The 23616-nt window shown below is 40.9% G+C and carries 20 protein-coding genes; 6 read left to right on the forward strand and 14 right to left on the reverse strand.

Translation table 11 applies throughout. The annotated features are described in order from the left end of the window. Positions 1 to 13: 13 nt before the first annotated feature. Positions 14 to 658 (reverse strand): uracil phosphoribosyltransferase, encoded by a 645-nt coding sequence (upp, locus tag M2273_RS23285; RefSeq protein ID WP_429400183.1) that lies wholly within the window; start codon positions 656 to 658, stop codon positions 14 to 16. 173 nt (positions 659 to 831) lie between these two features. On the opposite strand from upp, the gene M2273_RS23290 reads away from it, so the two are divergent. From M2273_RS23290 to M2273_RS23315, 6 genes are all read left to right on the forward strand, one after another. Next, complete coding sequence (locus tag M2273_RS23290; RefSeq protein WP_429400184.1) at positions 832 to 1329, forward strand: GNAT family N-acetyltransferase; 498 nt, start codon at positions 832 to 834, stop codon at positions 1327 to 1329. Positions 1330 to 1343: 14 nt separating this feature from the next. Continuing rightward, a complete protein-coding gene (locus tag M2273_RS23295) occupies positions 1344 to 1823 on the forward strand; it encodes a MarR family winged helix-turn-helix transcriptional regulator (RefSeq protein ID WP_429400185.1) in 480 nt (159 codons plus the stop codon). Positions 1824 to 2017: 194 nt separating this feature from the next. Further along, complete coding sequence (gene uvrB, locus M2273_RS23300) at positions 2018 to 4042, forward strand: excinuclease ABC subunit UvrB (RefSeq protein ID WP_429400186.1); 2025 nt, start codon at positions 2018 to 2020, stop codon at positions 4040 to 4042. A 262-nt stretch (positions 4043 to 4304) separates the two neighbouring features. Beyond that, the gene (locus M2273_RS23305) at positions 4305 to 4502 is read left to right on the forward strand and encodes a DUF4834 domain-containing protein (RefSeq protein ID WP_429400187.1); all 198 of its coding nucleotides are present in this window, start codon (positions 4305 to 4307) and stop codon (positions 4500 to 4502) included. A gap of 6 nt (positions 4503 to 4508) precedes the next feature. Continuing rightward, positions 4509 to 4805 (forward strand): hypothetical protein, encoded by a 297-nt coding sequence (locus tag M2273_RS23310; RefSeq protein WP_429400188.1) that lies wholly within the window; start codon positions 4509 to 4511, stop codon positions 4803 to 4805. A gap of 85 nt (positions 4806 to 4890) precedes the next feature. Then, complete coding sequence (locus M2273_RS23315; protein ID WP_429400189.1) at positions 4891 to 7404, forward strand: YfhO family protein; 2514 nt, start codon at positions 4891 to 4893, stop codon at positions 7402 to 7404. Positions 7405 to 7731: 327 nt separating this feature from the next. Here the strand turns inward: M2273_RS23315 and M2273_RS23320 are convergent, their stop codons facing one another. The 13 genes from M2273_RS23320 to M2273_RS23380 all read right to left on the reverse strand — a co-directional run bounded on the left by M2273_RS23320 (position 7732) and on the right by M2273_RS23380 (position 23518). Next, entirely contained in the window at positions 7732 to 9081 is a 1350-nt protein-coding gene (locus M2273_RS23320) for a MutS-related protein (RefSeq protein ID WP_429400190.1), read from the reverse strand. 18 nt (positions 9082 to 9099) lie between these two features. Then, complete coding sequence (locus M2273_RS23325; RefSeq protein WP_429400191.1) at positions 9100 to 9852, reverse strand: glycosyltransferase family 2 protein; 753 nt, start codon at positions 9850 to 9852, stop codon at positions 9100 to 9102. Beyond that, positions 9845 to 11137, reverse strand: coding sequence for a glycosyltransferase family 4 protein (locus tag M2273_RS23330; RefSeq protein ID WP_429400192.1), 1293 nt, complete (start codon positions 11135 to 11137; stop codon positions 9845 to 9847). The genes M2273_RS23325 and M2273_RS23330 overlap by 8 nt, the downstream gene beginning before the upstream one ends. A 43-nt stretch (positions 11138 to 11180) precedes the next feature. Beyond that, positions 11181 to 12080 (reverse strand): sugar transferase, encoded by a 900-nt coding sequence (locus M2273_RS23335; protein ID WP_429400193.1) that lies wholly within the window; start codon positions 12078 to 12080, stop codon positions 11181 to 11183. A gap of 12 nt (positions 12081 to 12092) precedes the next feature. Further along, positions 12093 to 12866, reverse strand: coding sequence for a class I SAM-dependent methyltransferase (locus M2273_RS23340; RefSeq protein WP_429400194.1), 774 nt, complete (start codon positions 12864 to 12866; stop codon positions 12093 to 12095). 103 nt (positions 12867 to 12969) lie between these two features. Further along, positions 12970 to 13968 carry a PorP/SprF family type IX secretion system membrane protein gene (locus M2273_RS23345; RefSeq protein WP_429400195.1) on the reverse strand — a complete coding sequence of 333 codons (999 nt, stop codon included), beginning with the start codon at positions 13966 to 13968 and terminating at the stop codon, positions 12970 to 12972. Beyond that, entirely contained in the window at positions 13965 to 18014 is a 4050-nt protein-coding gene (locus M2273_RS23350) for a gliding motility-associated C-terminal domain-containing protein (protein WP_429400196.1), read from the reverse strand. The genes M2273_RS23345 and M2273_RS23350 overlap by 4 nt, the downstream gene beginning before the upstream one ends. Before the next feature lie 43 nt (positions 18015 to 18057). Then, positions 18058 to 19548 carry a lipopolysaccharide biosynthesis protein gene (locus tag M2273_RS23355; protein ID WP_429400197.1) on the reverse strand — a complete coding sequence of 497 codons (1491 nt, stop codon included), beginning with the start codon at positions 19546 to 19548 and terminating at the stop codon, positions 18058 to 18060. A 13-nt stretch (positions 19549 to 19561) separates the two neighbouring features. Further along, positions 19562 to 20683, reverse strand: coding sequence for a glycosyltransferase (locus M2273_RS23360; protein ID WP_429400198.1), 1122 nt, complete (start codon positions 20681 to 20683; stop codon positions 19562 to 19564). 2 nt (positions 20684 to 20685) lie between these two features. Continuing rightward, entirely contained in the window at positions 20686 to 21453 is a 768-nt protein-coding gene (locus M2273_RS23365; protein WP_429400199.1) for a class I SAM-dependent methyltransferase, read from the reverse strand. A 59-nt stretch (positions 21454 to 21512) separates the two neighbouring features. Next, entirely contained in the window at positions 21513 to 22196 is a 684-nt protein-coding gene (locus tag M2273_RS23370) for a class I SAM-dependent methyltransferase (protein ID WP_429400200.1), read from the reverse strand. 93 nt (positions 22197 to 22289) lie between these two features. Further along, positions 22290 to 22652: a LamG domain-containing protein gene (locus tag M2273_RS23375; RefSeq protein ID WP_429400319.1), complete on the reverse strand. Its 363-nt coding sequence runs from the start codon at positions 22650 to 22652 to the stop codon at positions 22290 to 22292. Positions 22653 to 22723: 71 nt separating this feature from the next. Further along, positions 22724 to 23518, reverse strand: coding sequence for a LamG domain-containing protein (locus M2273_RS23380; RefSeq protein WP_429400201.1), 795 nt, complete (start codon positions 23516 to 23518; stop codon positions 22724 to 22726). Positions 23519 to 23616: the final 98 nt, after the last annotated feature.

The raw sequence follows: 23616 nt of genomic DNA on the forward strand, positions 1-23616 counted from the left end.
AATCCGAAATCATTCAGGCTTTTTCCCCAAAAGCCAGATCACCGGCATCGCCCAGGCCTGGTACTATATAAGCTTTGCTAGTCATTTCATCGTCAATGGCGCACAGCCATAATTTGGCTTTGGGCAAATTGGCACGTACATGGGCCACACCTTCGGTACTGGCAATAACGGCGGCAATGTGCAGCTCTTTAATTTTATATTGGGCCATTAACTCCTTACAAACCGCTACAATGCTTTGCCCGGTGGCCAGCATGGTATCGCACAAAATAAATATCTTATCATCAAGATTTGGGGTTGATATATGATCAACCTGAATTATAAAATCTCCGGTCCGTTTTATTTTACGGTAAGCCGTAATAAACGCTGATGGCGACTGATCAAAATACTGCATAAAACCCTGGTGAAAAGGCAAGCCCGCCCGCAAAATAACGCCCAATGCAGGCTGCTCTGCAGGTACACTTATAGCGGCTGTTCCCAACGAAGTTTGCACTTCTTTAATGTCATATTTAAGGGTTTTACTAAGCTCATAAGCCAGTATCTGGCCCAGCTTTTCCTGGTTGCACCTAAAGCGTGCTTTATCCTGCTGAATATCTGCATCCCGTAATTCGGCCAAGAATTGGTTGGCAATGGTATTGGTTTTGTTCAGGATAAAAATCATGATTAAATTTAATTCTTTTAAACCACAATTAACGTATTATATAATTGAAAATATATAAAGGTGGCCTTCCACTATAAAAGCCCCCTTTCCCCGTCATGGTTTTGTTATATTTTAAAATTCAATTTGGAATATATGTAGTTAACTACGTAGATTTGTACATAAATTATTTTTTTATGGATACTGATTTTGTTATTACCTCATTAAACAATACTTACTGCCAGCAAATAATTGATATTATTTTAACTATACAGCAAACGGAGTTTAATCTCCCTGTCACATTGAAGCATCAGCCCGATTTGCTGGATATTGAAACAAACTATCACCAAACCGGTGGCAATTTTTGGGGCGCTAAAATTAACGGACAACTTGTTGGCACAATAGGATTAATTGTTACCGATGGTAAAATAGGTACCATCCGCAAAATGTTTGTACGCAAGGAATACCGGGGCAAAGAGTTTGGTATTGCGCAGGCACTCCTCAATAAACTAATTGACCATTGCAAACAAAACCAAATTGCCAACGTGTATTTGGGCACGGTTGAAGCCCTGAAAGCCGCTCACCGTTTTTATGAGCGAAATGGTTTTACCCGGCTTGACAAATCCAAACTGCCGGCTTCATTCCCGTTAATGCTTACTGATACTATTTTTTATCAATTACATTTGAATAATTAACCACAGGTTTACAGATGAATGTTATAGATGAATCGGGCATTTTAGCTATCTCAACAAGGTTACAGCGCCTAAGCGACCAGTTACGTAAGGATGGCACGCTAATATATAAAGCCAACGGCATTGATTTTGAACCCAAATGGTTCCCGGTTATTTATACTTTGCACTTACGGTCTGTTTTAAGTGTAGTTGAAATTGCCAATGAAATTGGCTACACCCATCCTTCCACAATAAGCCTTTTAAAGGAGCTCGAAAAAGAAAAACTGATCCGCTCCAAACGGGATAAAGCAGATGAAAGAAAACGTCTTATCCAGTTAACGGCTAAAGGCCAGGAGCTTATTGATCGTATGAAACCCGTTTGGGAGGTGATGATAGAGGCCTTAACAGAGCTCGCTAAAACACAAAACAACCTGATGCAGGCTATAGGTGAGGTGGAGGAGCAAATGAAAAGGCTAAGCTTTTTTGAACGCGCCAAGCGCATCAGCTCCTCAAGCTAATGCCGGTTATTTTGACTGTATGTAAATATTTATACCGTTTCGTCCCCTCAGGGTCTTCTGCGAGAGACCCTGAGGTATCCCGCCTGTTAATATTAATGCCGTTAAAACACTGTTGACATACGGTTGTCATTATCATGTACTTATTTTGATTTACAAACCCTATTGCAGGATTATTTGTATTTTTACATAACAACATGGATTTTAATTTAACCTCCCAATACTTCCCCACCGGCGATCAGCCTGAAGCCATAAGGCAACTGGTTGAAGGTGTAAATAACAACGATCCTTTTCAAACCCTGCTGGGTGTTACCGGATCAGGCAAAACATTTACCGTGGCCAATGTTATACAGCAAACGCAAAAGCCTACGCTGATATTGAGTCATAATAAAACCCTGGCAGCGCAGCTTTACGGCGAGTTTAAGCAGTTTTTTCCGGAGAACGCGGTGAACTATTTTGTGTCGTACTATGACTATTACCAGCCCGAAGCATTTATACCTACCACCAATACCTATATTGAAAAGGATCTGCAGATAAACGAAGAAATTGAAAAACTGCGTTTACGCACTACATCAGCTTTAATGTCGGGCCGCAGGGATGTTATTGTGGTATCGTCCATATCCTGTATTTATGGTATGGGTAACCCTGACGACTTTGCCGATTCGGTTTTTAAGTTTGCCGTAGGTACACGAATCAGCCGTAATGCATTTCTGCACCGGCTGGTCGAAATTTTATATGCCCGCACCACTGCCGATTTTAAACGCGGAACTTTCAGGGTGAAGGGCGATGTGGTTGATATTTTCCCGGCCTATCTTGATTATGCCTACCGTATTTCTTTTTTTGGCGATGATATTGAAGAATTGAGCGCCTTTGACGTAAGCACCGGGAAAACCATCGAGAAAATGACCCACATGATCGTGTACCCGGCTAACCTGTACGTAGCCCCGCGCGAACGTTTCCTGCAATCCATATGGGCCATACAGGAAGAACTGGAAACACGCAAAAAACAGTTTATTGGTGATGGCCGTTTCCTGGAAGCCAAACGGCTGGAAGAAAGGGTTAACTACGACCTGGAAATGATTCGTGAACTGGGTTACTGCTCGGGGATCGAGAATTATTCGCGCTTTTTTGATGGCCGCCTGCCGGGGGCACGTCCTTTCTGTCTGCTGGATTATTTTCCGAAGGATTACCTGATGGTGATTGACGAAAGCCACGTAACTGTGCCGCAGATCAGGGCCATGTATGGTGGTGACCGTTCCCGTAAAATATCATTGGTTGATTATGGCTTCCGCCTGCCGGCCGCTTTGGATAACCGCCCGCTCAATTTCCAGGAATTTGAAGGTCTTGCACCTCAAACCATTTATGTAAGCGCAACCCCTGCTGATTTTGAGCTGGAAAAATCGGGCGGTGTGGTGGTTGAACAGGTGATACGCCCTACCGGATTACTTGACCCGGTTATTGAGGTACGCCCGGTAATAAATCAGGTTGACGACCTGCTTGATGAGGTTGATAAAACTATAAAAATGGGCGACCGTATATTGGTTACTACCCTTACCAAGCGCATGGCCGAGGAACTGGCAAAATACATGGACCGCTTAGGTATCAAATGCCGTTATATACACTCCGAAGTAAAAACCCTGCAAAGGGTGGAAATTTTAAGGGGACTGCGCCTGGGCGAGTTTGATGTGCTGATAGGAATTAACCTGCTGCGCGAGGGGCTTGACCTGCCCGAAGTATCACTGGTAGCTATCCTTGATGCTGATAAAGAAGGTTTCCTGCGTTCAGAAAGGTCATTGATACAAACCATTGGCCGCGCGGCCCGTAATGACCGGGGCAGGGTTATTATGTATGCTGATAAGGTAACAGATTCCATGCAGATAACCATGGATGAGACCAACCGCCGTCGTGATATACAAATAGCCTATAATGCCAAACACGGTATAACACCTACAACAGTTGGTAAATCGCGAGAGGAAATTATGGAGCAAACATCGGTTGTTGATTTTAAAGGTGGCGTGCAGCAAGCCTATGTAGAAGCCGACGTAGTAACATTGGCAGCCGACCCAATTGTACAATACATGACCAAAGCCGACATGAAAAAATCAATAGACAATACTAAAAAAGATATGCTCGCGGCAGCCAAGAATATGGACTTCTTACTGGCTGCCAAATTACGCGATGAAATGTTTGCTTTAGAAAAAATGATGGAGGAGAAGTTTTAGATGTGCAGATTTCAAATGTGCAGATATGCAGATTAAAAAACAATCGTGTGATTATAGTTTTCATTTACACATTTGAAATCTGTATCCTACACATCGATAAATCATTTGCACATCTGTAATCTGCACATTTGCACATCAATAACATCATAATAAAACAATTTTAACGTTATATACTTATATTTGTAAGCTAAAAGTAAATGAGATGCTTCTAATTCGTTTTTTACTCATATCAATTTGCATATTATACATAATACGCAGTTTAATGCGCTATTTAATACCTGTACTTTTTGAAAGCGTGGTAAATAAAGCGCAACAGCAACACCAGCAACAACAACGTCAGTCAAGAAAACCTGAGGGCGCTATTAAGGTAGATTATATTCCGCAAGGTAAAAAGAGCACCGTACCTGACTCCGAAGGCGAGTTTGTTGATTATGAAGAAGTAAAAGAAGAAGTAAAATAGTTAAACATGCTACCTAAAGAAGTATTTAACAGGAGAAGAACCCACAACAACACCCCCGAGTCTGTTATGCTTATCTTTGTTAACTTCATTGTAATGGCCGTAGCCGTACAAGTTTTTGCCCTGTGCGATAAGATAGGTTGGTTTTTTTGGGCAATAGTTGCCGGGCTGGCATTATATAATTTTTTCACCATCCGCAGAAACTATGAACAATATAATAAAGCCACTATTATTGCTTATGCCATAAGCATAGCCAGCATAATTGGCCTGTTTTTGTTTTTCCGTTTAAGGCCCCACAACTGCTAAGTAATTCCTTTATAACTAATAATTCCTATTCTCATTCAAATTTCTATTTTTGAGGAATATATATTATCCATTTCAACAAACTTAAATGAACAACTGGTTTAAACGTAATGGTACTCATCTGGCCGTTATTGCATTTTTTTTAGCTATATGCTTTTTTTTCCTTACACCTGCTTTCCAGGGTAAAACATTAGGCCAAAGTGATGTTCTTGGAGCCCAATCAACTCAAAAAGAGATAATGGATTACCGTGCAAAGGATACAACTATCCTTTGGACCAACCAGATATTCGGTGGCATGCCTGCATTTCAGATCTGGGCACCATATCCTGATAATATAACCACACACATTATAACGGCGTTAAAAGTTACCTTCCCTAACCCAGTTGATACTTTGTTGTTGCTTTTACTGGGCAGTTACTTTTTGTTTATCGTGCTTAAATTAAACCCCTGGCTTGCTGCCGCGGGCGCCGTTGCGTTTACATTTTCGTCGTATAATATTATTCTGCTTGTCGCTGGACACTCCAACCAGGCCTTTGCCATAGCGTTTTTTGCACCCATATTAGGCAGTATTATCTTAACGCTAAGAGGAAAACATATATTGGGTGGCTCGTTAACAGCGTTTTTCCTGGCCATGGAGATCAGGGCGAATCACGTACAAATGACTTATTATTTGCTGCTATCGCTGATCATACTTGTAGGTATCGAGCTGTACCATGCGTTCAAAGCTAAAAAAGTTCAACCTTTTTTAAAATCATTAGCCTATATAGGAGGTGCTACTTTACTTGCGCTTGCTGTCAACGCGTCGAGCTTATGGAGCACCTATGATTATGGCACCGAAACCATACGTGGAAAATCAAATCTTACACAAACAAGCAGCGAGCCCAGTAATGGCCTTGGCAGGGAATATGCCTATCAATGGAGTCAGGGTGTTGGTGAATGTTTTACCTTCCTGATCCCAAATGCATACGGAGGAGGCTCGGGCACCGAGGTACTTGACCAAAACTCAGAAACCGCGAAGGCATTAATAGCAAAAGGCGTTCCGGAAGATCAGGCAGTTAACTATACCCGCCAGATCACAGCATCGGTACCTGGCATGACAACCTATTGGGGTAATAAACCAGGCACATCAGGGCCTTATTATTTTGGCGCCGTAGTTTGCTTCCTGTTCTTATTCGGGCTACTCATTATCAAAAACCGTATTAAATGGTGGTTACTGGCTACAGTGATATTAACCATGCTGCTTTCATTTGGCAGAAACATGCCATTCCTGTCCGACATATTTTTTAACTATTTCCCGTTGTACAACAAATTCCGTGCTGTTGAATCTATATTGGCTGTAGCCAGTATTTGTTTTCCAATACTGGCGTTCCTGGCAATTCAGGAAATTATTGATGCCAAAGATAGGAACGTTATACTTAAAAAGTTACTGTTGTCGCTTTATATTGTTGGTGGCCTAACCTTGTTATTTATTGTATTACCCGACCTTATTCTAAGCTTTAGGGCCGAAGACCAGGCTACCGGCATCACCTACCTTACTCAGGCGTTCCAGAATAATGCGGCCATGGCTAATGATGTTGCCAATGCCATTGTTAAAGACAGGATATCCCTGGCCCGTGCAGACGCCATCAGGACACTGATATTTGTGCTGCTTACTTTTGGTATAGTTTGGGCATTTATTAAACAGAAAATAAATATACTTACACTTTCAATAGCCTTACTTGCCTTAACATTGATTGATATGTGGCAGGTAGACCGGCGTTATTTGAAGAATGAGAACTTTCAGGACAAAATGGAAGCTGCCCAGGCGATTAAACCACGGGAGGTTGACCAGTTTATCATGAAGGATAAGGACCCTGATTATCGGGTATTTGACGCGACAGCCGATTTCCGCTCAGATTCTTTTAACCCATTTTTCCATAAATCTATTACCGGCTATTCTGCCGCAAGGTTAAAAAGGTACGAAGAACTATTTTTAAGCCAGTTTACCAAAAGCATTAACCAGGATGTACTGGATATGCTGAACACCAAATATATTATTTCGGCCGATCCTAAAACACAAAACGTGAGTATGCGTGTAAATGAAACCGCATGCGGCAATGCCTGGTTTGTAAAAAGCATTAAATACGCCGAAAATGCCGATCAGGAAATGCAGGCTATCAGCAGCTTCGACCCTAAAAATGAGGCCATTGTTGACAAGCAATACAAGAGCGTTATTGACGAAAAACAATTGGGAAGTAACCCGGCAGGTAAAATTGATCTGGTAAGCTACTCGCCTGATCACATGATATATCAAAGTGGTTCAACCGCATCGCAAATAGCAATTTTCTCAGAAATATATTATAACAAAGGCTGGAAAATGCTGATTGACGGTGTTGAAAAACCATACTTCCGTGCCAACTATGTTTTACGTGCGGCGCAGATACCTACAGGAAACCACAAAATTGAATTTATATTCCACCCAACATCGTACTATGCCGGCGAAAATATTTCTTTAGCCGGATCTATCTTGTTGGTACTGGCCCTGGGCGGTGCTATTTATACCGAAAACAAAAAGAAACCGGTAGCTAAACCAGCCGCAAAGCCAGCTGATAAAAAAGCATAACGGTTTATATACATTCAAAAAAAAGGCGATGAGTTTAAAACTCATCGCCTTTTTTTTGTGGGTTAAATTCTAAAATTCTTCAAATGAAGGCTATCTTATACCGCTATCTTTTTAAAAATGTCATTTCGATAAGCAGGGGTGATTGTGTAGTGGGGCGAAGAGAAATCTTGTATGCCACGCATTTCACACGTTCGAAACAGGATGTATAAGATTTCTCACCCTCTCCCTGCTGTACCCACCCCAGCAGTGTTCGAAATGACAACGTTTTTATTTCTTCCCAACACCTGTGGTCACAGACGAGCGCAAGTCTTATTTTGTACGCTCTACCTAATATCGATTTTCCTTTATCGATGCATTTTCCAAAATCTCCAGGATACCTTCATTTTTGAAAATGAAAAACCCCAATGTTTCGTCCGAGATGCCTTCCTTTATCTTATATTCAAAAACTAATTTGCCGTCCTCAACTCCCGAAGCAAAATATCGAAACGAGATATTGTTATATTGTTTAAGTGCTACAGCTATTTCAACAATATGGGTCGAGATCAGGAACGCGCTATTCCTGATCTTCGATAAGGCCGTAATGGTTGCCAGCGATGCGTCATAGGCATCCTTTACGTTGGTTCCACGAAATAATTCATCAAAAATGATGAACATATTATTATGCTCCAGTATCTTACCGGCGGTTTCCTTTACCCTTTTAACTTCGCTATAGTAATGACTGTAACCACTACTCATATTGTCAGACAGGTTGATGGTGGTGATCAATCCGTTAAATACACTGGTTTGCATAGTATCTGCGGGTATCGGAAAACCGATATGCGCCAGATACACAGCCAAACCCAATGATTTTAAAAAAGATGATTTACCAGCCATATTAGCACCAGTTAAAAAAACAAGATTCTTTTCCCGGTCAATACTGACATCATTTTTAACCGCATTTTTTATACAGGGGTGATGCAATTCAGTGATCTGAACATAGGCATTTTTACTATCGCAATATTCCGGAAAACAGAAATTGTTGCGGGTTGCTGCTTCGGCTACCGTAATATAAACATCTAATTCATAAACAATATTGATCACCGACTTTAGAGCCCGCAATTCCTGTTTCCTGAATAAATTATCGTAATAACCGACCTCGAAATAGTTTAGTTTCTTGTCGGCATCTGCGGTTATGAGCCTTTCTATACCCTTTATTGCAAAAAATTCTTTCAGCCTTTCAACAATGGCAGCAATATGCAAAGGAAGTTTTTTATCCAACAGCCCGTTATAAAATTGCCGTATGGCCCTTAGTAACCTGGAAACATCATCAATGCCCTTTGTTACCACATAATAATCATTATTATGGCTAAATTTATAGCTAATCCCCTTTGCAAAAGCATCTACAATATTGGTACTCATAGCCCTAACATTAAAAGCAAGGTAGTGCTCAATAAAATCAAGATCATTTTTACTTAAAGGAAGCAAGGGTTGGTTATCATAAAAATATTTGATACAATCGCGTCGGGAATTGAGCACCCGGATATCATTTGACGGAGTGCTCATCAACTCGGTCAGCTTCCTGCTTCCCCCAAACGTACTTGCGTGATCAAAAAAGTTATAAACGGCTATTTTATGCCGGGCATTATTAAATATCTGCAGGTCATTAATGGTTTGCTTGTCGACCTCGAACTGAGCCATTGATTGCGGTTATTTAGGTTAATCATTCGTCCGCTTATTTTTGAGCCAGTACCAGCCCAGGTTAAAAGCGATCACGAAATGATTTAAAACGGTGGGAACCAGTCCGTAGTATCGTTTCATAATATTAAAACGCTCCTGCAAACTTTGGCGGTGTTTCTTTTTCGACATCCCCCCTACCAGGTATTTGGCAACGTACTGGTTTACGTTCACAATTTTACGGGCCTTTTTCGCGGCGCTGATAATCCAGTCTATATCTGCGCTGAGCTGGTACCGGCTATCATAGGGCTCCGTTAATGTCCGCCTGATGTATATAGCCTGGTGACTGATGCTCATGCCATATTTAAAATCGCGCCAGGTAAACGCGACAGGTGCCTGATGCCTGCGCTGCCCCAGGCTTTGGCCGTTATCGTCAATCATTTCGGTTTCGCCATAATAAATATCGGCATCATCGGCAGCGGCAAAAACATTGGCTACGGTATCAGCAGCATAAAACTCATCGCCCGAGTTCATGAAGATAACATAGTCGCCGGTAGCTACAGCCAAACCTTTATTCATGGCATCATAAATACCATTATCCTTTTCACTGATTAACTTGCTAATGCGGTCCTGGTATTTATTGATCACCTGCAGCGTGCCATCGTTTGACAGCCCATCTACAATAATATATTCGATGTTAGTATAGGTTTGCCCAAGAACAGAAAGCATGGTGCGCTCAATATCGCGCACGTTATTGTACACTATGGTGATAACGCTTAGTTTGGGATTAAACATCAGCACCTCCCGCTCCCTTATTATTTAATAAACTTTCGTAAAGCGTTATATGTTTTTTGGCGACAATCTCTTCCGAAAAAGTATCTATTACCGTTTGCCTTGCCTGTTGCTGAACTTGCGCGCTGTCCGGGTGTTTGATGACCCACTCCATACCATCTGCAAAGCTCTCTGCCGAACGATAGGTTGCCAGGTAGCCATTGTATTCATGCTGTACCATATCGGGTATTCCACCTGTGGTAAATGCTATTACCGGCGTTCCGCAGGCCAGGCTCTCCATTACGGTATAAGGTAAGTTATCTTCCAGCGACGGGATCAGGAAAGCATCGGCAGCGGCATAGTATTGTGCCAGTTGCTCATCGTTATTAATAGTACCTAAAAAACTGGTCTTGAACGGAAAATCGGGTACACCTTCGATGCCTCGGTTACCAAATACTACCAGCTCTATATTATCGGCAGCAGCACCTAAACGCTGCTTTAGTAGCTCCATACTTTCCAGCAGGTATTGTGTGCCTTTATGCAGATCCTTGCGCGAGGGCATAAATCCGCTCAGGAAAATAAACTTATCTGTTGGCAAGCCGGTTTTTTCCTTTGCCTGTTTTTTGTCGGCAGGTTTAAAAATATCGGTTTCAAGCGTGTTGGGGATCTGATGTACATTCCTGCCCTGCATCAGGCTGCTCATTTTTACGGATGCTTGCATCCATGAACTGGGAGCTGCAATGGCAAAATCCAATACCTCATAAGCTTTGTGTTTCTGTTTCCAGATCTGGTGCGATATATCATTATCAGATGCATGAATAAGCAGCGGGCAGTTACCGCATTGGCGCTTATAATGATCACAGGTATAACGAACGTGACAGCCCCCGGTAAAAGCATTGCTATCATGAAACGTCCATACAACGGGTTTATTCAATTTAGCGATCTCGGCAATATGTTTTGGATCTAAAAACCCGTGGTTGATCCAGTGCAGGTGGATAATATCTGCATTTTTAACATCGGGATGATGAATAACCGAGTGGCCAAACCAGGCGAATGAAAACGGGGTGCGTTGTAATGGCTTTAAATATCGTTTGGCCAATAAGCGTTCTAAAATGATGGTAGCCGCTGTATATGACTTTTGGATCAGGTTGGAGTTGAAAGTTCTGATCAGTGGGTTTTTCCCGAATTTATAATGAACTACGATCTTCGAATCAATATTTTGGCTAAGCAGTGCACGGTTAAGGCGCATACAGCCCCTGCCTGCTCCGCCATTTCCGTCATAGGTATTCAGATGCACTACTTTCAACATGCCTCAAAAATACATTTATTCATCTGAACCTAAATAACCGAAATTAGCGCATCCGCTGTTTAACAAATCGTACGGCGCGTTGCAGTAAATTACCCTTACGGTGTGCCAAAAAGTATTTTATAGCATGATACGCCCGTTCGTCTTCCTCAATTACATCGGGGAATTTTTTAACAGGTTGCTGCGAAATATGCACATCATACATGTTCTCTCTATTAGAATGCACACCCGTACCATCATGCCCAATATTATTGATAAAGGAACGTGACGGATTTAAAGTAAGACCGCCCTTTAAAAAGATAGACGCATACCAGCGTATGGCCCATGAATTGTTTTTACCTGCCTTAAATTCCTGCACCTGTCGCCAAAAGTTCATTTTGCCTTCAATAGAAAAGCGAATGATATCTAACGTATCAAACTGTGCTATCAATTTGTCAATATCTGGCTCAAAATTATTCCAGGCACGGGCCCAGGTGGCCCATCCCCAGCTGCTGGCAGCGCGGTAAAAAAAAGACTCGGGCAAACCTTTATCCTTTAAATTATACATATAAGCGCCTATATGCATCACTTTTTCTTCGTTGGCATAACGGGTTAGCGCTTCATTAAAATATTGCAGGGCGTAAGGCGACGACAGCAGATCGTCCTCAAAAACAATTACTTTACCATACTCATATACCAACTGAGTAACCCCGCTGATGATGGATTCGGCCAGCCCCAGGTTATGACTCCTTTCAATTACCTTTACCGATTTAAAACCGGTAGTTTCTTTGGCCAACTGCCTTACCTGCTCCACTTTGTCGCGGTCGGCATCGGTTTTGGCGGCATCACAAAAAATATATAATCTCGACTCATCTGCCAGTGTGTTTTTTTGCAAATGGATCAGGGTACGGCGCATGTGGTCGGGCCGGTTATAAACAAATAAGGCAATAGGGGCAAGTTGCTGCATGGGTATAAAAGATCAGAATAGTTCGGGTTGCTGGCTGGCTTTTTTACACAAAACGGTATAAGCGTTCGCAAATTGTTCACTTACCTTTTTTCCGAAAATTTTTCCTAAACCCTGCTTAACTGCAAACTCGGCTGTGATACGCAAATTGCTGACAAAGCTCTTTGGTTTTTTTTGATTAACATAAGTATTAAACCGGGTTACTTTAGGTTCGGTCATGGATACAAGATCATTTTCAATTTCAAAACCTTCGGTACGCAGCAAATAACGGAGCGATGTTGGGGTATATACATTGATATGCCCATAAGCCAAAAAATGCTTTATACGCCTGTCAACACCTGCCCTATAATCACGCGGTACTTCAATAACACATTGTTTGGCTACCCGTTTAATTTCGCGCAGCAGCATGCGTTCATGCTCCACATGCTCCAACACATGCGACAGGATGATCAGATCAAAGCTATCATCGTCAAAGGGCAGTTTATAACCATCAAATACCTGTACAGCTTTTAAATTTTTTATATCGCGCGATTTAATGTATTCAACCCCGCTTGCTGATATTTCAACCGCCTGATATTCGGGAGCAAAATTTTGATCCGACAAAAATTTCAGGATACTGCCATCGCCGGCGCCAACCTCCAGAACATTAGTAAAGGTTAGTCCACGGCACACCTCTATAATATGCTGAGCCTTGTATTCAGCGCTCATCATACGCCAGGCTTCATCGTGCTTTTGATAAAATTGATCGTATGCGGTTTTAACGTTTCCGCTTATAATTGATTCCTGCATAGTTTACGAAGGTAAAACTATAGCTTTTTCATTCAAAGAAACAATCTTTTTTATTTAAAGAATGCTAATTTATTTAACGACTGTAACATTAAACTATTTTATTTTAAAACCTTGGGCAAACCCGTGCCGGGTTAGCAATACCCTTGCCCAAAATATAACTCACTGATAGCTCAATGCCCCCTTGCCCGGAAGTTGCACTGCTAAGCGCTGATGAATTAAAATCATAACTAACACCTATCACCATGTTTTTAAAATGATAACCCGCATCAGCAACAAAAGCATCATTTAGCCTGTACATTCCTCCTAATATCAAACCTTGGTCATCTTGAACTTTCAGCTCTGAATATATGCCTAAAGCCCTGATCTGCGTTTTTTGTTGTTTTATATAGATAGCATGGGGTGTTATATCAAAAAATTCTGACGCTTTAACGCGTACTCCCCCGTGAATGGTATACCTTACCGGTAGCTTACTGTTAACCCCTTCTGCTGTAAATGGATCTTTTACCCGGTTAAGATGCGCTATACTTACACCGCCAAATACATTTGCCGTATTTAATGGATCTTCATCATCGTAAAAAACACCAACATTTGCATCAAATACCGTAGCGCTTGTTGTGGTAAAGTTTTCAAAGTTTGGCACATTCGGATCAAACCCGTTTATCGGACCATACTGATTATCAAACTGTAATTTATTAGGATCAAAGCTCCTATTAATAACACCCGCCTGCAAGCCAAAGTGAAGTTTTTGATAACCGTTTGGTGATATACTTATGCCATAACCAAAAGAACCATAAGCGGCAAAATAATTATACCCGGCGGTACCGGCGGCCTGATTAATAATGTTAAATCCTATACCTACCTTTTCTGACGAGCGAAAATCGGCTGATAATGCCCCGGTTTTATACGCCTTGTTTATAGTTGGCCATTGTTCCTTAAAATTGCCGGTTAAGCGCATATCTCCGTCAATTACTCCGGTTAACGCGGGGTTAAGCCATAAGGGATAAGCATAATATTGAGAAAAATGAGGATCTACCTGTGCCTGCAACCTCTCCGCCAATCCAATCAAGAGCAGCATTATTATACTAATTAATGTTTTTTTCACCTTAACAATGTAATAGTACCTTTCTTAGTCAGTTGTTGTCCGTCGTTCATAATTGCTTTAACATAATATACATAAACTCCTACCGGTTGTTGAGTGCCTTTATAATAACCATCCCAGCCTTGAGCCTGGCTGATTGAAGTAAATAGCAATTCGCCCCATTGGTCATATACATAAAAATTTAAGTTTTTTATATTTTCACTATGAACGTACACGATATCATTATTACCATCGCCATTGGGTGTAAATGCATTGGGTACAAATATCTGATTACCTAAGGGACTGGCCGCGGTACCAATAACCGCTATTGAACTACCGCTTAGTTCACAATCAGTATTACCAACCGTGCGTACAATAATGCTAACCTTCTGCAGCAAATTAAGACCGCTAACCGTATGTTTTACACCTGTACTGCCCGAACTTGGATCAGTAAACGGGCCATTGTCAACACTAACCTGGTAACCCTTTGCTCCGGTAATTGGGGTCCACTTAAAGCTTACTGAAGTTGGCGTAGTTCCATCAACACTTACCGCTGGGGTACTTAACGGATGCAACATTTGCACCTGCACTTTAGTACGCACGGGCGGAGCACAATTATCCACACTTTTTGCTTCAACATAATAATCCGCAGCCGAATTTAAAACTGGTGTGGTAAACGTTTGTGTTGTACCTAATTGTAACGGAGTACCCCCAATTGCGTCGGCATACCATCCTATTTCTGCATTTTGATCGGTTATTGCAGTTAGCGTTGCACTGTTGCCAGGGCAAATAGATGTACCCTGTACCATGACCTGCAGCGGTTGATTAATTAATATATTAACAGCTTCTCTTGTTGCCGAATTGCAATCATTATTATTTACTGCCTCCGCATAATAAGTTACATTTGATGTTATTTTCGTTGTTGTAAAATCAACTCCAGAATGCACTGGTACCGTACCGGTTGCAGAGGTGTACCAGTTATAAGTTAGCCCAGCCTGTGGGCTTAAAATGCTTAATATGGTTACGGAGCCTGTGCAAACCTGTATATTATTCTTAACCACCTTTGGTACTGCAGGTAGAGAGATCATATTTACCTGCGCACTTGCCAATGTCGTACTGCTACAGTTATTACTTACTGCTTCGCAATAAAATGTTGTATTATTGTAAAGCTGGGCCGTTACATATGTACTTCCAGTATGCAATAAACTGGTTCTTGCAGGAGAGTCATACCAGTTATAAACAATACCTGTTTGTGGTTGATTAATAACTAACGTTGCAGTACTACCTAAGCAAACATCCTGCGACAATAATTGCGGCACCGGAGCTATAGGTGTTGGTATTATAATTATACTAACCGAATTACTTGCAATAGGAACTATGCAGGCACCTGATGTTACAACACGCTTATAATAAGTGGTAGATGTTAACACCGGCGGATCATAATCTTTTTTAATTGCCCCGTTTATATCAACGAAAGTTACGTTATCTGTTGAGTTTTGCCATTGGTAATTATAGGTATTGTTTCCTCCCGAAGGCATGCTACCGGTTATTAAAGACGGATCGCCGGTAACACAAAAACTGGCAACGCCAGGTGCCGTTATAATGTTGTTTGATGGCGTTATCTGTACTTCAACAGCTATTATATTACTAAAATTAGGTGCCAAACATGCTGCATTTGTAACTGCTCTGCGATAGTATGTGGGGCTGGTTATAACTGATGGATCATAATCTTTTTGAATTGCTCCTGTAATATCAACAAATGATATACCATCCGCTGATTTTTGCCATTGATAAGTGTAAGTGCTCCCTCCTGTAGGCGTAGTACCAATAATATTTGAAGGATCTCCGGTTGAGCAGAAAGCCGGAGATGGGGTAGCCTGGCTAATAACATTGTTACCAATTGCATTGTTTACTACTATTACGTCTTCGGCCGTCGCGGTTTCACCGTTATAATTTGAACCGGGCACTGTTCCTGATGATATTGTTTGATAGGTTGTATTTGTACCCTGAAATGCGTTTATTTTCGCTGTGATTTTTCGGGTTGGATTGGTATAATCACGGGTAGGATCAAGATAGATTGCCTGTACACTGCTATTGTATTGACCTGATATTATACAATCTATTTTAACAGTAAGATTAATAGTGACCACCCCATCAGCAGGGATATTAAAATCGCCCAGTAATGGCCTGGTAGCGGTACCCTGATTAGTAATGGCAGCCGGTCCATCAGCAGATCCGGAATAAGTTGCCGTTGCCGATTGAAATGAGAACCCTGCAGGTAAAGCGCAATCTGCCTGAACCCCTCCGGCATTACCACTCGCTGCCTTGTTGGTAATTTTGATAATATAAATTGCAGTACCCCCTACAGGTTTAGCTATAGAAGGGTCAATAACGCTCATTGTTGTTGTAAGCTCCGGAAAGCATATAGTACCGCCGCCTAACAAATAAGGTGGTAATGCAGTTACATCAAAATGAATTGTACTACCTGGAGCACCGCCGCCGGCATTATGAGTAATACCATTACCGTTCTCGGTTTTACCGGGGTTACCTCCTGATACATCGCTGTGAACAACGCCTGATGGAATGTTATAAAAAATTATACCTCCGGAGCCGCCGCCGCCCGGTCCATGTGGTTGAACTCCGTTATTAACAGGCGAATCGTTTTCCGTATTTCCGCCCTTGCCACCAATGGCATGCATCGTAATATTGGCAGTAGGACTTGCATTTGAAATTTTCAAGAATATGCTTCCACCACCACCACCACCACCTGATCCATCAGGATGTAGCCCATATACCCCGGGTGCACCATCAGCACCATTAGCTAAAATAGTACCATTACCTGAAATAGTGCGGGCATTTACTAAAACAATACCACCTCCAACACCGCCTTTAACGCCCGAAAAAGCGTCATTTGCATGGCCACCGCCACCGCCGCCACCCATAGCTATCCTGGTTATTTCGGGAGTTGCATTAATAAAAGTTCTTGATCCTGGCCTGCCGCCGCTTGGATTTGTACCCCCTATTGGTTCATAGCCCCAACCACCAACACCACCGCTGTTGCCATTACCACCGCCACCACCACCCGAATTTGTATCGTTACCGCCGCCACCTGCGTTGGCAGGAGCTCCTCTTCCGGCAGATCCGCCCGGCAAGCCTTCAACAATATTATCTATTTCATTAAAACCATCCCACATATATCGAGGCGTACCCGCTATACCTTCCCCCTTTCCTGATGCACGATCATCCGTTGCATAAGTCACATACAAATCGGGTATATTGCCAACAGCGTTTTTTATTAAACTATACCCTCCTCTAAAACCACGCCCCGAAACATCAACTGTAAAACCGTTGAAATCGATATTTCCTGATACCTCAAAGGCTATAATCCCGCCCGTTTTACCATTAAATGGCGGAGGTGAAATATTTGAAGTGAGATGCAGGTTTGCATATTGTGGTATTCTGATAACCTGAAAGGTACGCCTCCCTCTTGATGAAGTGGCATCGGCATTTACATAATTGTAAACAGCTCCGTTATTGTTTCCCGAACCCTTAAAAGATAATATTCCACCGGTCAAGGGCACATCACTTGTAGCTATTACATACTCATATTTACCCGTATTACCTAAACTTGTAAAACCGGAAGCTCCCATCCCATCCTGGTTCAGGGTGCCATAGGGCCCGCCATATGATGTTGTGTTAGTATAATTTATTGTAGCATCCTGTGTTTGAACAATTAACATCAGGTCGCCCGCTTTTACCGGGATTGTTCCAAAATTGTTGCCATGGGTATCTGCCGGCGGAACAGCCGCGAGTGGTACACTTGTACCTCCTACGGCAATAGTAGCATTACCCAACGGCGGAAAATAGGTATTAATTGAACCGTTAATATTGGCTGTGCCATCTGCACCTGAAGTAGCACATACCGTAGGATTTGATGCGGGGACATCAGGCGGGGTTGCAGCTAAAACCTTATTAGCCTTTAAAAGTGGGGAATGTTGCGCAAACACCTTTGAGTGGAAAGTTACTGCAAACACAAATAAAAGCAGCGTTTTGGTAAAGATTTTATTCATACATGTTCTGTGAAAGGTCAGGTTATATTTTAAACCACTGGGCTTATTTTTTCCTTCTGGGTATGATCCGATCAAATATAATATTTATATCTTCTGAAATTTTAAAAAAATATGCCAGAAAACTGTAAATAACACCGATAACAACAGAGCGATACACCATATCTGCGTATTGGTTTTTTAAAACCGGTAAATATAATCCTATCAATAAACAGACAACACCGATAAAAAATATCAATGCATGAACTTTACCAAATGGTTGTAGTTTAAACTTAACTTTTACAAACAGCCAATAAGCAAAATTGAGCACGAACATGGTAAGCAGGTATGAAACAGCTGCCCCCATCATACCTATACGAGGTATAAGTATCCAATTGCTTACCACGCAGAAAATAACGCTCAAAACTATAAATAGCGTAGTAAGCCTGTAATATTTAGAAACGTTCATAATATAACCATTTAAACCACCTGTCATATCAACCAAAAACCCCAGGCCTACAACAATAAAAACATCAAAATAGCTAGCATACTCTGGCTTATGCAATAACAAAATAATAAACTGTTTATTTATGATAAGACCCACAAACAACAAACAGCCGATAAGCATTTGTACCACTGATGTTTTATAATAAATTTTACCAATTTTAGCCAGATCGTTAGTAACCCATGATTGTGCTACAATTTGAAGTGAGGTTCGGCTTAGCGCCTTTGCAGGTAAACTTATCACCAATGCTATGCTAAAAAATGTACCATAAACGCCAACAAAACTCAAAGATTCTTTAGTGAGCAAACTCAACATAATGATGTCAAGGTTTTGGATCATTACATAAGAGCTACCACTTAAAACGGTGTAGAACCCATAGTTAAAAAACTTCTTTTTATCTTTTAAAAGCTGGGCTGATATGGGCGCCAGCTTAAACTGTTTACCTTTTGATATATAAATAAACAGTATAAGTATCATGAAAATATTAGCGATTATATAAACCCCTAAAAAATCATTGTAGTTAATTATAGCTGCCGCGATCAATAAAACACTTACCAGGGTAAATAAACGGAGCCCAACCTCACGCAGGAACGAGGACAATACATTTTTAAAAACCGTTAATGCCATACTTTCCAGCACTGCATAAACCATAGTTAAAAACGATAAGGGAATTAAGTAATAAAAGTATTTAACTAATAAGGTGGCTCCTTTTTTTTCGCTGTAAAAATGAATAATGGAATTTTTAAATAACAAAAACAGCAAAGTAAATATTGCAAACCCCGCAACACTCCATAAAACAACAAATGTTACAAAGCCATTATGTTTTTTGTCATCGCTGCGGTAGTATGGGAAATATTTAAGGATAACATTACTGACACCCACTGATGCTATTTGTGCGTAAAGTAATGATATGGCTATCATGAGCGAAAAAAAGCCAATCTCCTCGATACTTAAAAACCGTTGAAACAGGATAATCAGGTTAAAAAAACCTAAAGCCGTACCTGCATATAGTATTAGGCTATTAAAAAAACCCTGCTTTTGTAATAAGTTCATCTAAACTTTTTAATCAAACGATACTATTTTGAATAACATCATCCAGCAATGCAATCCTTAAATTGATATCGTAATTATTGACCATGTGCTCATGCCCGGCTTTTCCAAACTTCACCGCAAGCTCCAGCGACGCTGCTAAGGTCATCATTTTTTCAGCCATCCCGGTTATATCATATTCATTAACAAGCAAACCGGTTACACCTTCAATTACCGCTTCTTTAATACCGGAGTGCCGTGTAGATACCACCGGCAAACCCGATGCTGATGCTTCTAAAACAGTAAGCGGTGTACCCTCTTTATCGCCATCAGCTGCAGTTACAGAGTGCTGTACAAAAGCTCTCATAGTTTTCATGAGCTCCCTGATCTCCGCAGGTTTTAAAACGCCGGGCAATATAATATTATTTTCAAGCCCCTCCTGGGCTATGAGTTTTTTGGTATCATTAAATAATGGCCCCCTGCCCACCATCCACAACTTTGCATCGGGATATTTATTCACTACTATTTTAAATGCTTTAACCAATGAAGCAGGCGACTTTTTTTCGACAAAACGGCCTACAAAAAGAAAGTTTTTTTGTGATGCCGAAATATCCAACAATGGAAATTCTCTCGTATTTACGCCGCAGGAGGCATTATAAACTTTATCGGCAGGTGCGCCCATCTGTTTAAGAGCCTCGGCCATTTCGGCAGATACAGCAATGAAGGCGCTGCCATAAGCAAATGCTTTTTGATATAATTCGCGATATCTGGCAACCGTTTCACGATGAAAAACATCGGCACCATGAAAATGAATAATGAGCGGTACCTTGGCTAAACGACAGGCTTCGGTAACAGATGCACCTACCATACCATATTCAGCAAATACTACATCTATTTTTTGCGCTGTAAGGTAGTCAATTAATGCCCTGGTTCTTACACCTATATTTTCCCGCTTAAATATTTTTTTTTGAATAAGATAACTTAACAAGCCTAATTTCGATCTGATAAGTGTTTTATCCTGATGATCATACACGGGGAAAGCACCACCATATAAAACTTTTTTGTTACCTGCCAGCCCGTCGATATGGGCTTGTATAAAGGTTTCAGAAAAAGCCGACTTATTAGGCTTTATAATACATAAATTATATTCCCCGCTCATGTTTAACCCAGTTTTCTGCGAACGTAATTCTTACGGAAAAAGCTGCCCAGTTTAGCCTTCAATTTACTGATGATCCGCTGACTCCTCTGACCTGCGCTTACAGGTTTGGGATGAAAGAATGCAGCTTCAAAATCATCGTTTTTTTCTAAAACAATATGTGCGTAATCACCAACGTTCCAAACGTTTTTAAGCTGGTATAAGATCACCTCGGTACCTGTATCTGCGGCTAATTTACCAATCACTTCAAACGATATATGCTCATCGACAGGCTGCATGGTTTCGGGTTTATTTACCAATGACCATTTCAAATTGTGCGGTGTAGGTACGGTTAAAATGATCCTCCCTTTGTTATTTAATATTTTTGCTAAGGCTGCATGAACTTCGGGCCTGTCATTTACTGCAATGTGTTCGTAAACATCCATGAATATGATCAGATCGAACTGCTCGTTAAACGTTTCTGGAGTTAATATCGATTCCTTAAAATTAAGCCGTTCATCAGCAAACAATTTTTGAGCTATTTGTATGGAAAGAGTACTTATATCAATTCCTGTGATAATGGCCTCCGGCCAGTACTTATGCATTCTCGAACTGATATTGCCCATGCCACAACCTACTTCTAAAATACGTTGTGGCTTTACGGGAGCAAACCGTTTAATCGTTTTCCATCCGTATTCAATGCGGGGGTTTATCTTTATATAATCGTTCAGTTTATTTTTAACGTGCTCATCATAATAAGACACAACGGTTTCGCGGTTCAGATTTTCGATCATTACAATACAAAGAATAATATTAAAAAGCTATGCTTGCCTTGCAAAGTTAATAAATAATATTAAAGAGGCTTCCGAGCAACTATTAGATATATTGCACCATCGCGATCACGCTGTTCCTGTGTGTTAATTTTATTAAACAAAGCAATAAATGTTTGCATAACCATGGCAAAAAGAGGCCGTATAAATTTGGGCAACTTAACGTAAATGCCGTCCTGAAACAGCTGTAAGCCACTGGCCGACAAGCCCATGATACCACTGAATGACTGAATCTCAAACCCTTCGGTTTCAATTATTTTTCTTAAACCTGTGCTTGTCCACCGCCAGTAATCATTAGGTGTGGGGTGATAAAACCAATAGCCATGGGTACTGATCAATAAAGAACCACCAGGTTTTAAAATACGAAGCGCCTCCTTTAAATATCCTGAAGGAGTATCTACATGTTCTAAAACCTGGTTTGACAATACAATATCGGCATAGCCCTCAGGTAGGGTGGTTTTGCTGTCAAAGTCAATATGATGTTCGGCCTTGGGGTTCATTTCCAGATCGACCCCTAAATATTTTCCTACCATGGGTTCTATAACTTCACGGTAAGGCATATCGCCGCAACCAAAATCAACCAGTAAAAGGTTCTTATTTGGGCTGGTAAGCTCTTTAGTTTTTTTTATGGTTTTATCTCTTAACTGCGATAGTGATATGTAACGAGGGTTGAATATAGAAGGGTATAACCTGTCATTTCCTTTCATGAGGATAAATCTAAGTTTTTTTCTATAAACACTGGTACTTCTGTTAACTCAAAACGCTATAAACTAAACCATTTTTTTGTAAGAGCTACTGGCTTAATGTGTTAAATTATATAATTTTTTAATTTCGTCTCCGTCAAGCGCCCTGTTGTATATTCGTAAATCATCAAGAGTTCCTCTAAGAAAATATCCTGTTGAAGGGACTTGAGGATTATCCTTACCCATATATAAATCGGCAGTTACTGATGGATTTGGTGAAGGAGTGCCATAAACTGTGTTATCAGACACTCCATTAATATAAAAACTGATCTGCTGTAAATCGGCTTTATAAACGGTAGTAATCATATACCATTTATTTAAATTAATTACTTTAGTATTTAAAGCGCTAAAGCTACCCTCTCCAAACGAGAGCAACCCAAGCCTTCCCTGTCCCGAGTTTACGAAATCATAACCTGTAATTGAGCTACTCCAGCCATTATCGTATTAAACTATCCACTTTATTTTTATTCATGAAGTAATGTTTACGAATATTAATTTGGCAGTGTATAAAGGCTCGTGACTTCGGCCTGGGTAAGCAAGCGGTTGTATATCCTTATATCATCTATTTTACCTTTTGTAAAATGCAGGGTAGGTGCACCGGCATTTAAGTTTTGGCTATCGGTGCCAATAAACATGGCTGTGGTTATTGCATTATTGGCAACGGGGATATCGGTAATAGAGTTATCTAATACGCCATCAAAATAATAGCCAAGTAGTTTCTGACTAAAAATATACACCACCGTTATCATGTGCCATTGTTTGGTATGTAGTACTTTTACACCAATCCCCAAAGGATCAGCATCATCCGAAACCTGGTAAAAAGGCCTGCCTACTGCTCCCTGATCATTTGGCAAACCGGTATTCCCTTCAATTCCAAAAACCCATCCTGCCGCTGAGCCGGACGCTCTTTTACCTAAAATAACATTACCATAGGTGTCATTATACGAATCAAGGTTAACCCAAACATTGATAGTAAAATCTGTATTATATAAACGCAGGTCAGGGCTGTCATTTACCTTAATATAACTACTTACGCCATCAAAACTGTAAGCTGAATTATTTTTGCCAAACCTGTCGGTAGTAAGTGTAGCACCATGTACCTCACCGTTGTTACCACGGCCGGTAGCATCAAGCGCGTTGTTGTTAAATGGATAGTAAGCCGACAATCCCGATTTCACACTGTCAATAACTGGTTTTTCGGGCGTTACCGGATCCGGGCCTTCGCTTTTACATGATGTTATTGCAAATCCAAGCAACACAAAATAAATCACATATCTCTTTTTCATACAATAAAGGCCGTTAATGTTAATTATTAAAACAAGTAAATATACTAACAACCCCTATTAATATAAAAACCTATAAAAAAGAAAGAGCCCCAAATTGG

The organism is Mucilaginibacter lappiensis (genome assembly GCF_050433765.1).
Classification (GTDB): Bacteria; Bacteroidota; Bacteroidia; order Sphingobacteriales; family Sphingobacteriaceae; genus Mucilaginibacter; species Mucilaginibacter lappiensis_A.

What these genes read in the sequence shown, in the direction of transcription:
- upp (WP_429400183.1), bottom strand. Translation starts at nt 658, where the DNA reads ATGATTTTTATCCTGAACAAAACCAATACCATTGCCAACCAATTCTTG.
- M2273_RS23290 (WP_429400184.1), top strand. Translation starts at nt 832, where the DNA reads ATGGATACTGATTTTGTTATTACCTCATTAAACAATACTTACTGCCAG.
- M2273_RS23295 (WP_429400185.1), top strand. Translation starts at nt 1,344, where the DNA reads ATGAATGTTATAGATGAATCGGGCATTTTAGCTATCTCAACAAGGTTA.
- uvrB (WP_429400186.1), top strand. Translation starts at nt 2,018, where the DNA reads ATGGATTTTAATTTAACCTCCCAATACTTCCCCACCGGCGATCAGCCT.
- M2273_RS23305 (WP_429400187.1), top strand. Translation starts at nt 4,305, where the DNA reads ATGCGCTATTTAATACCTGTACTTTTTGAAAGCGTGGTAAATAAAGCG.
- M2273_RS23310 (WP_429400188.1), top strand. Translation starts at nt 4,509, where the DNA reads ATGCTACCTAAAGAAGTATTTAACAGGAGAAGAACCCACAACAACACC.
- M2273_RS23315 (WP_429400189.1), top strand. Translation starts at nt 4,891, where the DNA reads ATGAACAACTGGTTTAAACGTAATGGTACTCATCTGGCCGTTATTGCA.
- M2273_RS23320 (WP_429400190.1), bottom strand. Translation starts at nt 9,081, where the DNA reads ATGGCTCAGTTCGAGGTCGACAAGCAAACCATTAATGACCTGCAGATA.
- M2273_RS23325 (WP_429400191.1), bottom strand. Translation starts at nt 9,852, where the DNA reads ATGTTTAATCCCAAACTAAGCGTTATCACCATAGTGTACAATAACGTG.
- M2273_RS23330 (WP_429400192.1), bottom strand. Translation starts at nt 11,137, where the DNA reads ATGTTGAAAGTAGTGCATCTGAATACCTATGACGGAAATGGCGGAGCA.
- M2273_RS23335 (WP_429400193.1), bottom strand. Translation starts at nt 12,080, where the DNA reads ATGCAGCAACTTGCCCCTATTGCCTTATTTGTTTATAACCGGCCCGAC.
- M2273_RS23340 (WP_429400194.1), bottom strand. Translation starts at nt 12,866, where the DNA reads ATGCAGGAATCAATTATAAGCGGAAACGTTAAAACCGCATACGATCAA.
- M2273_RS23350 (WP_429400196.1), bottom strand. Translation starts at nt 18,014, where the DNA reads ATGAATAAAATCTTTACCAAAACGCTGCTTTTATTTGTGTTTGCAGTA.
- M2273_RS23355 (WP_429400197.1), bottom strand. Translation starts at nt 19,548, where the DNA reads ATGAACTTATTACAAAAGCAGGGTTTTTTTAATAGCCTAATACTATAT.
- M2273_RS23360 (WP_429400198.1), bottom strand. Translation starts at nt 20,683, where the DNA reads ATGAGCGGGGAATATAATTTATGTATTATAAAGCCTAATAAGTCGGCT.
- M2273_RS23365 (WP_429400199.1), bottom strand. Translation starts at nt 21,453, where the DNA reads ATGATCGAAAATCTGAACCGCGAAACCGTTGTGTCTTATTATGATGAG.
- M2273_RS23370 (WP_429400200.1), bottom strand. Translation starts at nt 22,196, where the DNA reads ATGAAAGGAAATGACAGGTTATACCCTTCTATATTCAACCCTCGTTAC.
- M2273_RS23380 (WP_429400201.1), bottom strand. Translation starts at nt 23,518, where the DNA reads ATGAAAAAGAGATATGTGATTTATTTTGTGTTGCTTGGATTTGCAATA.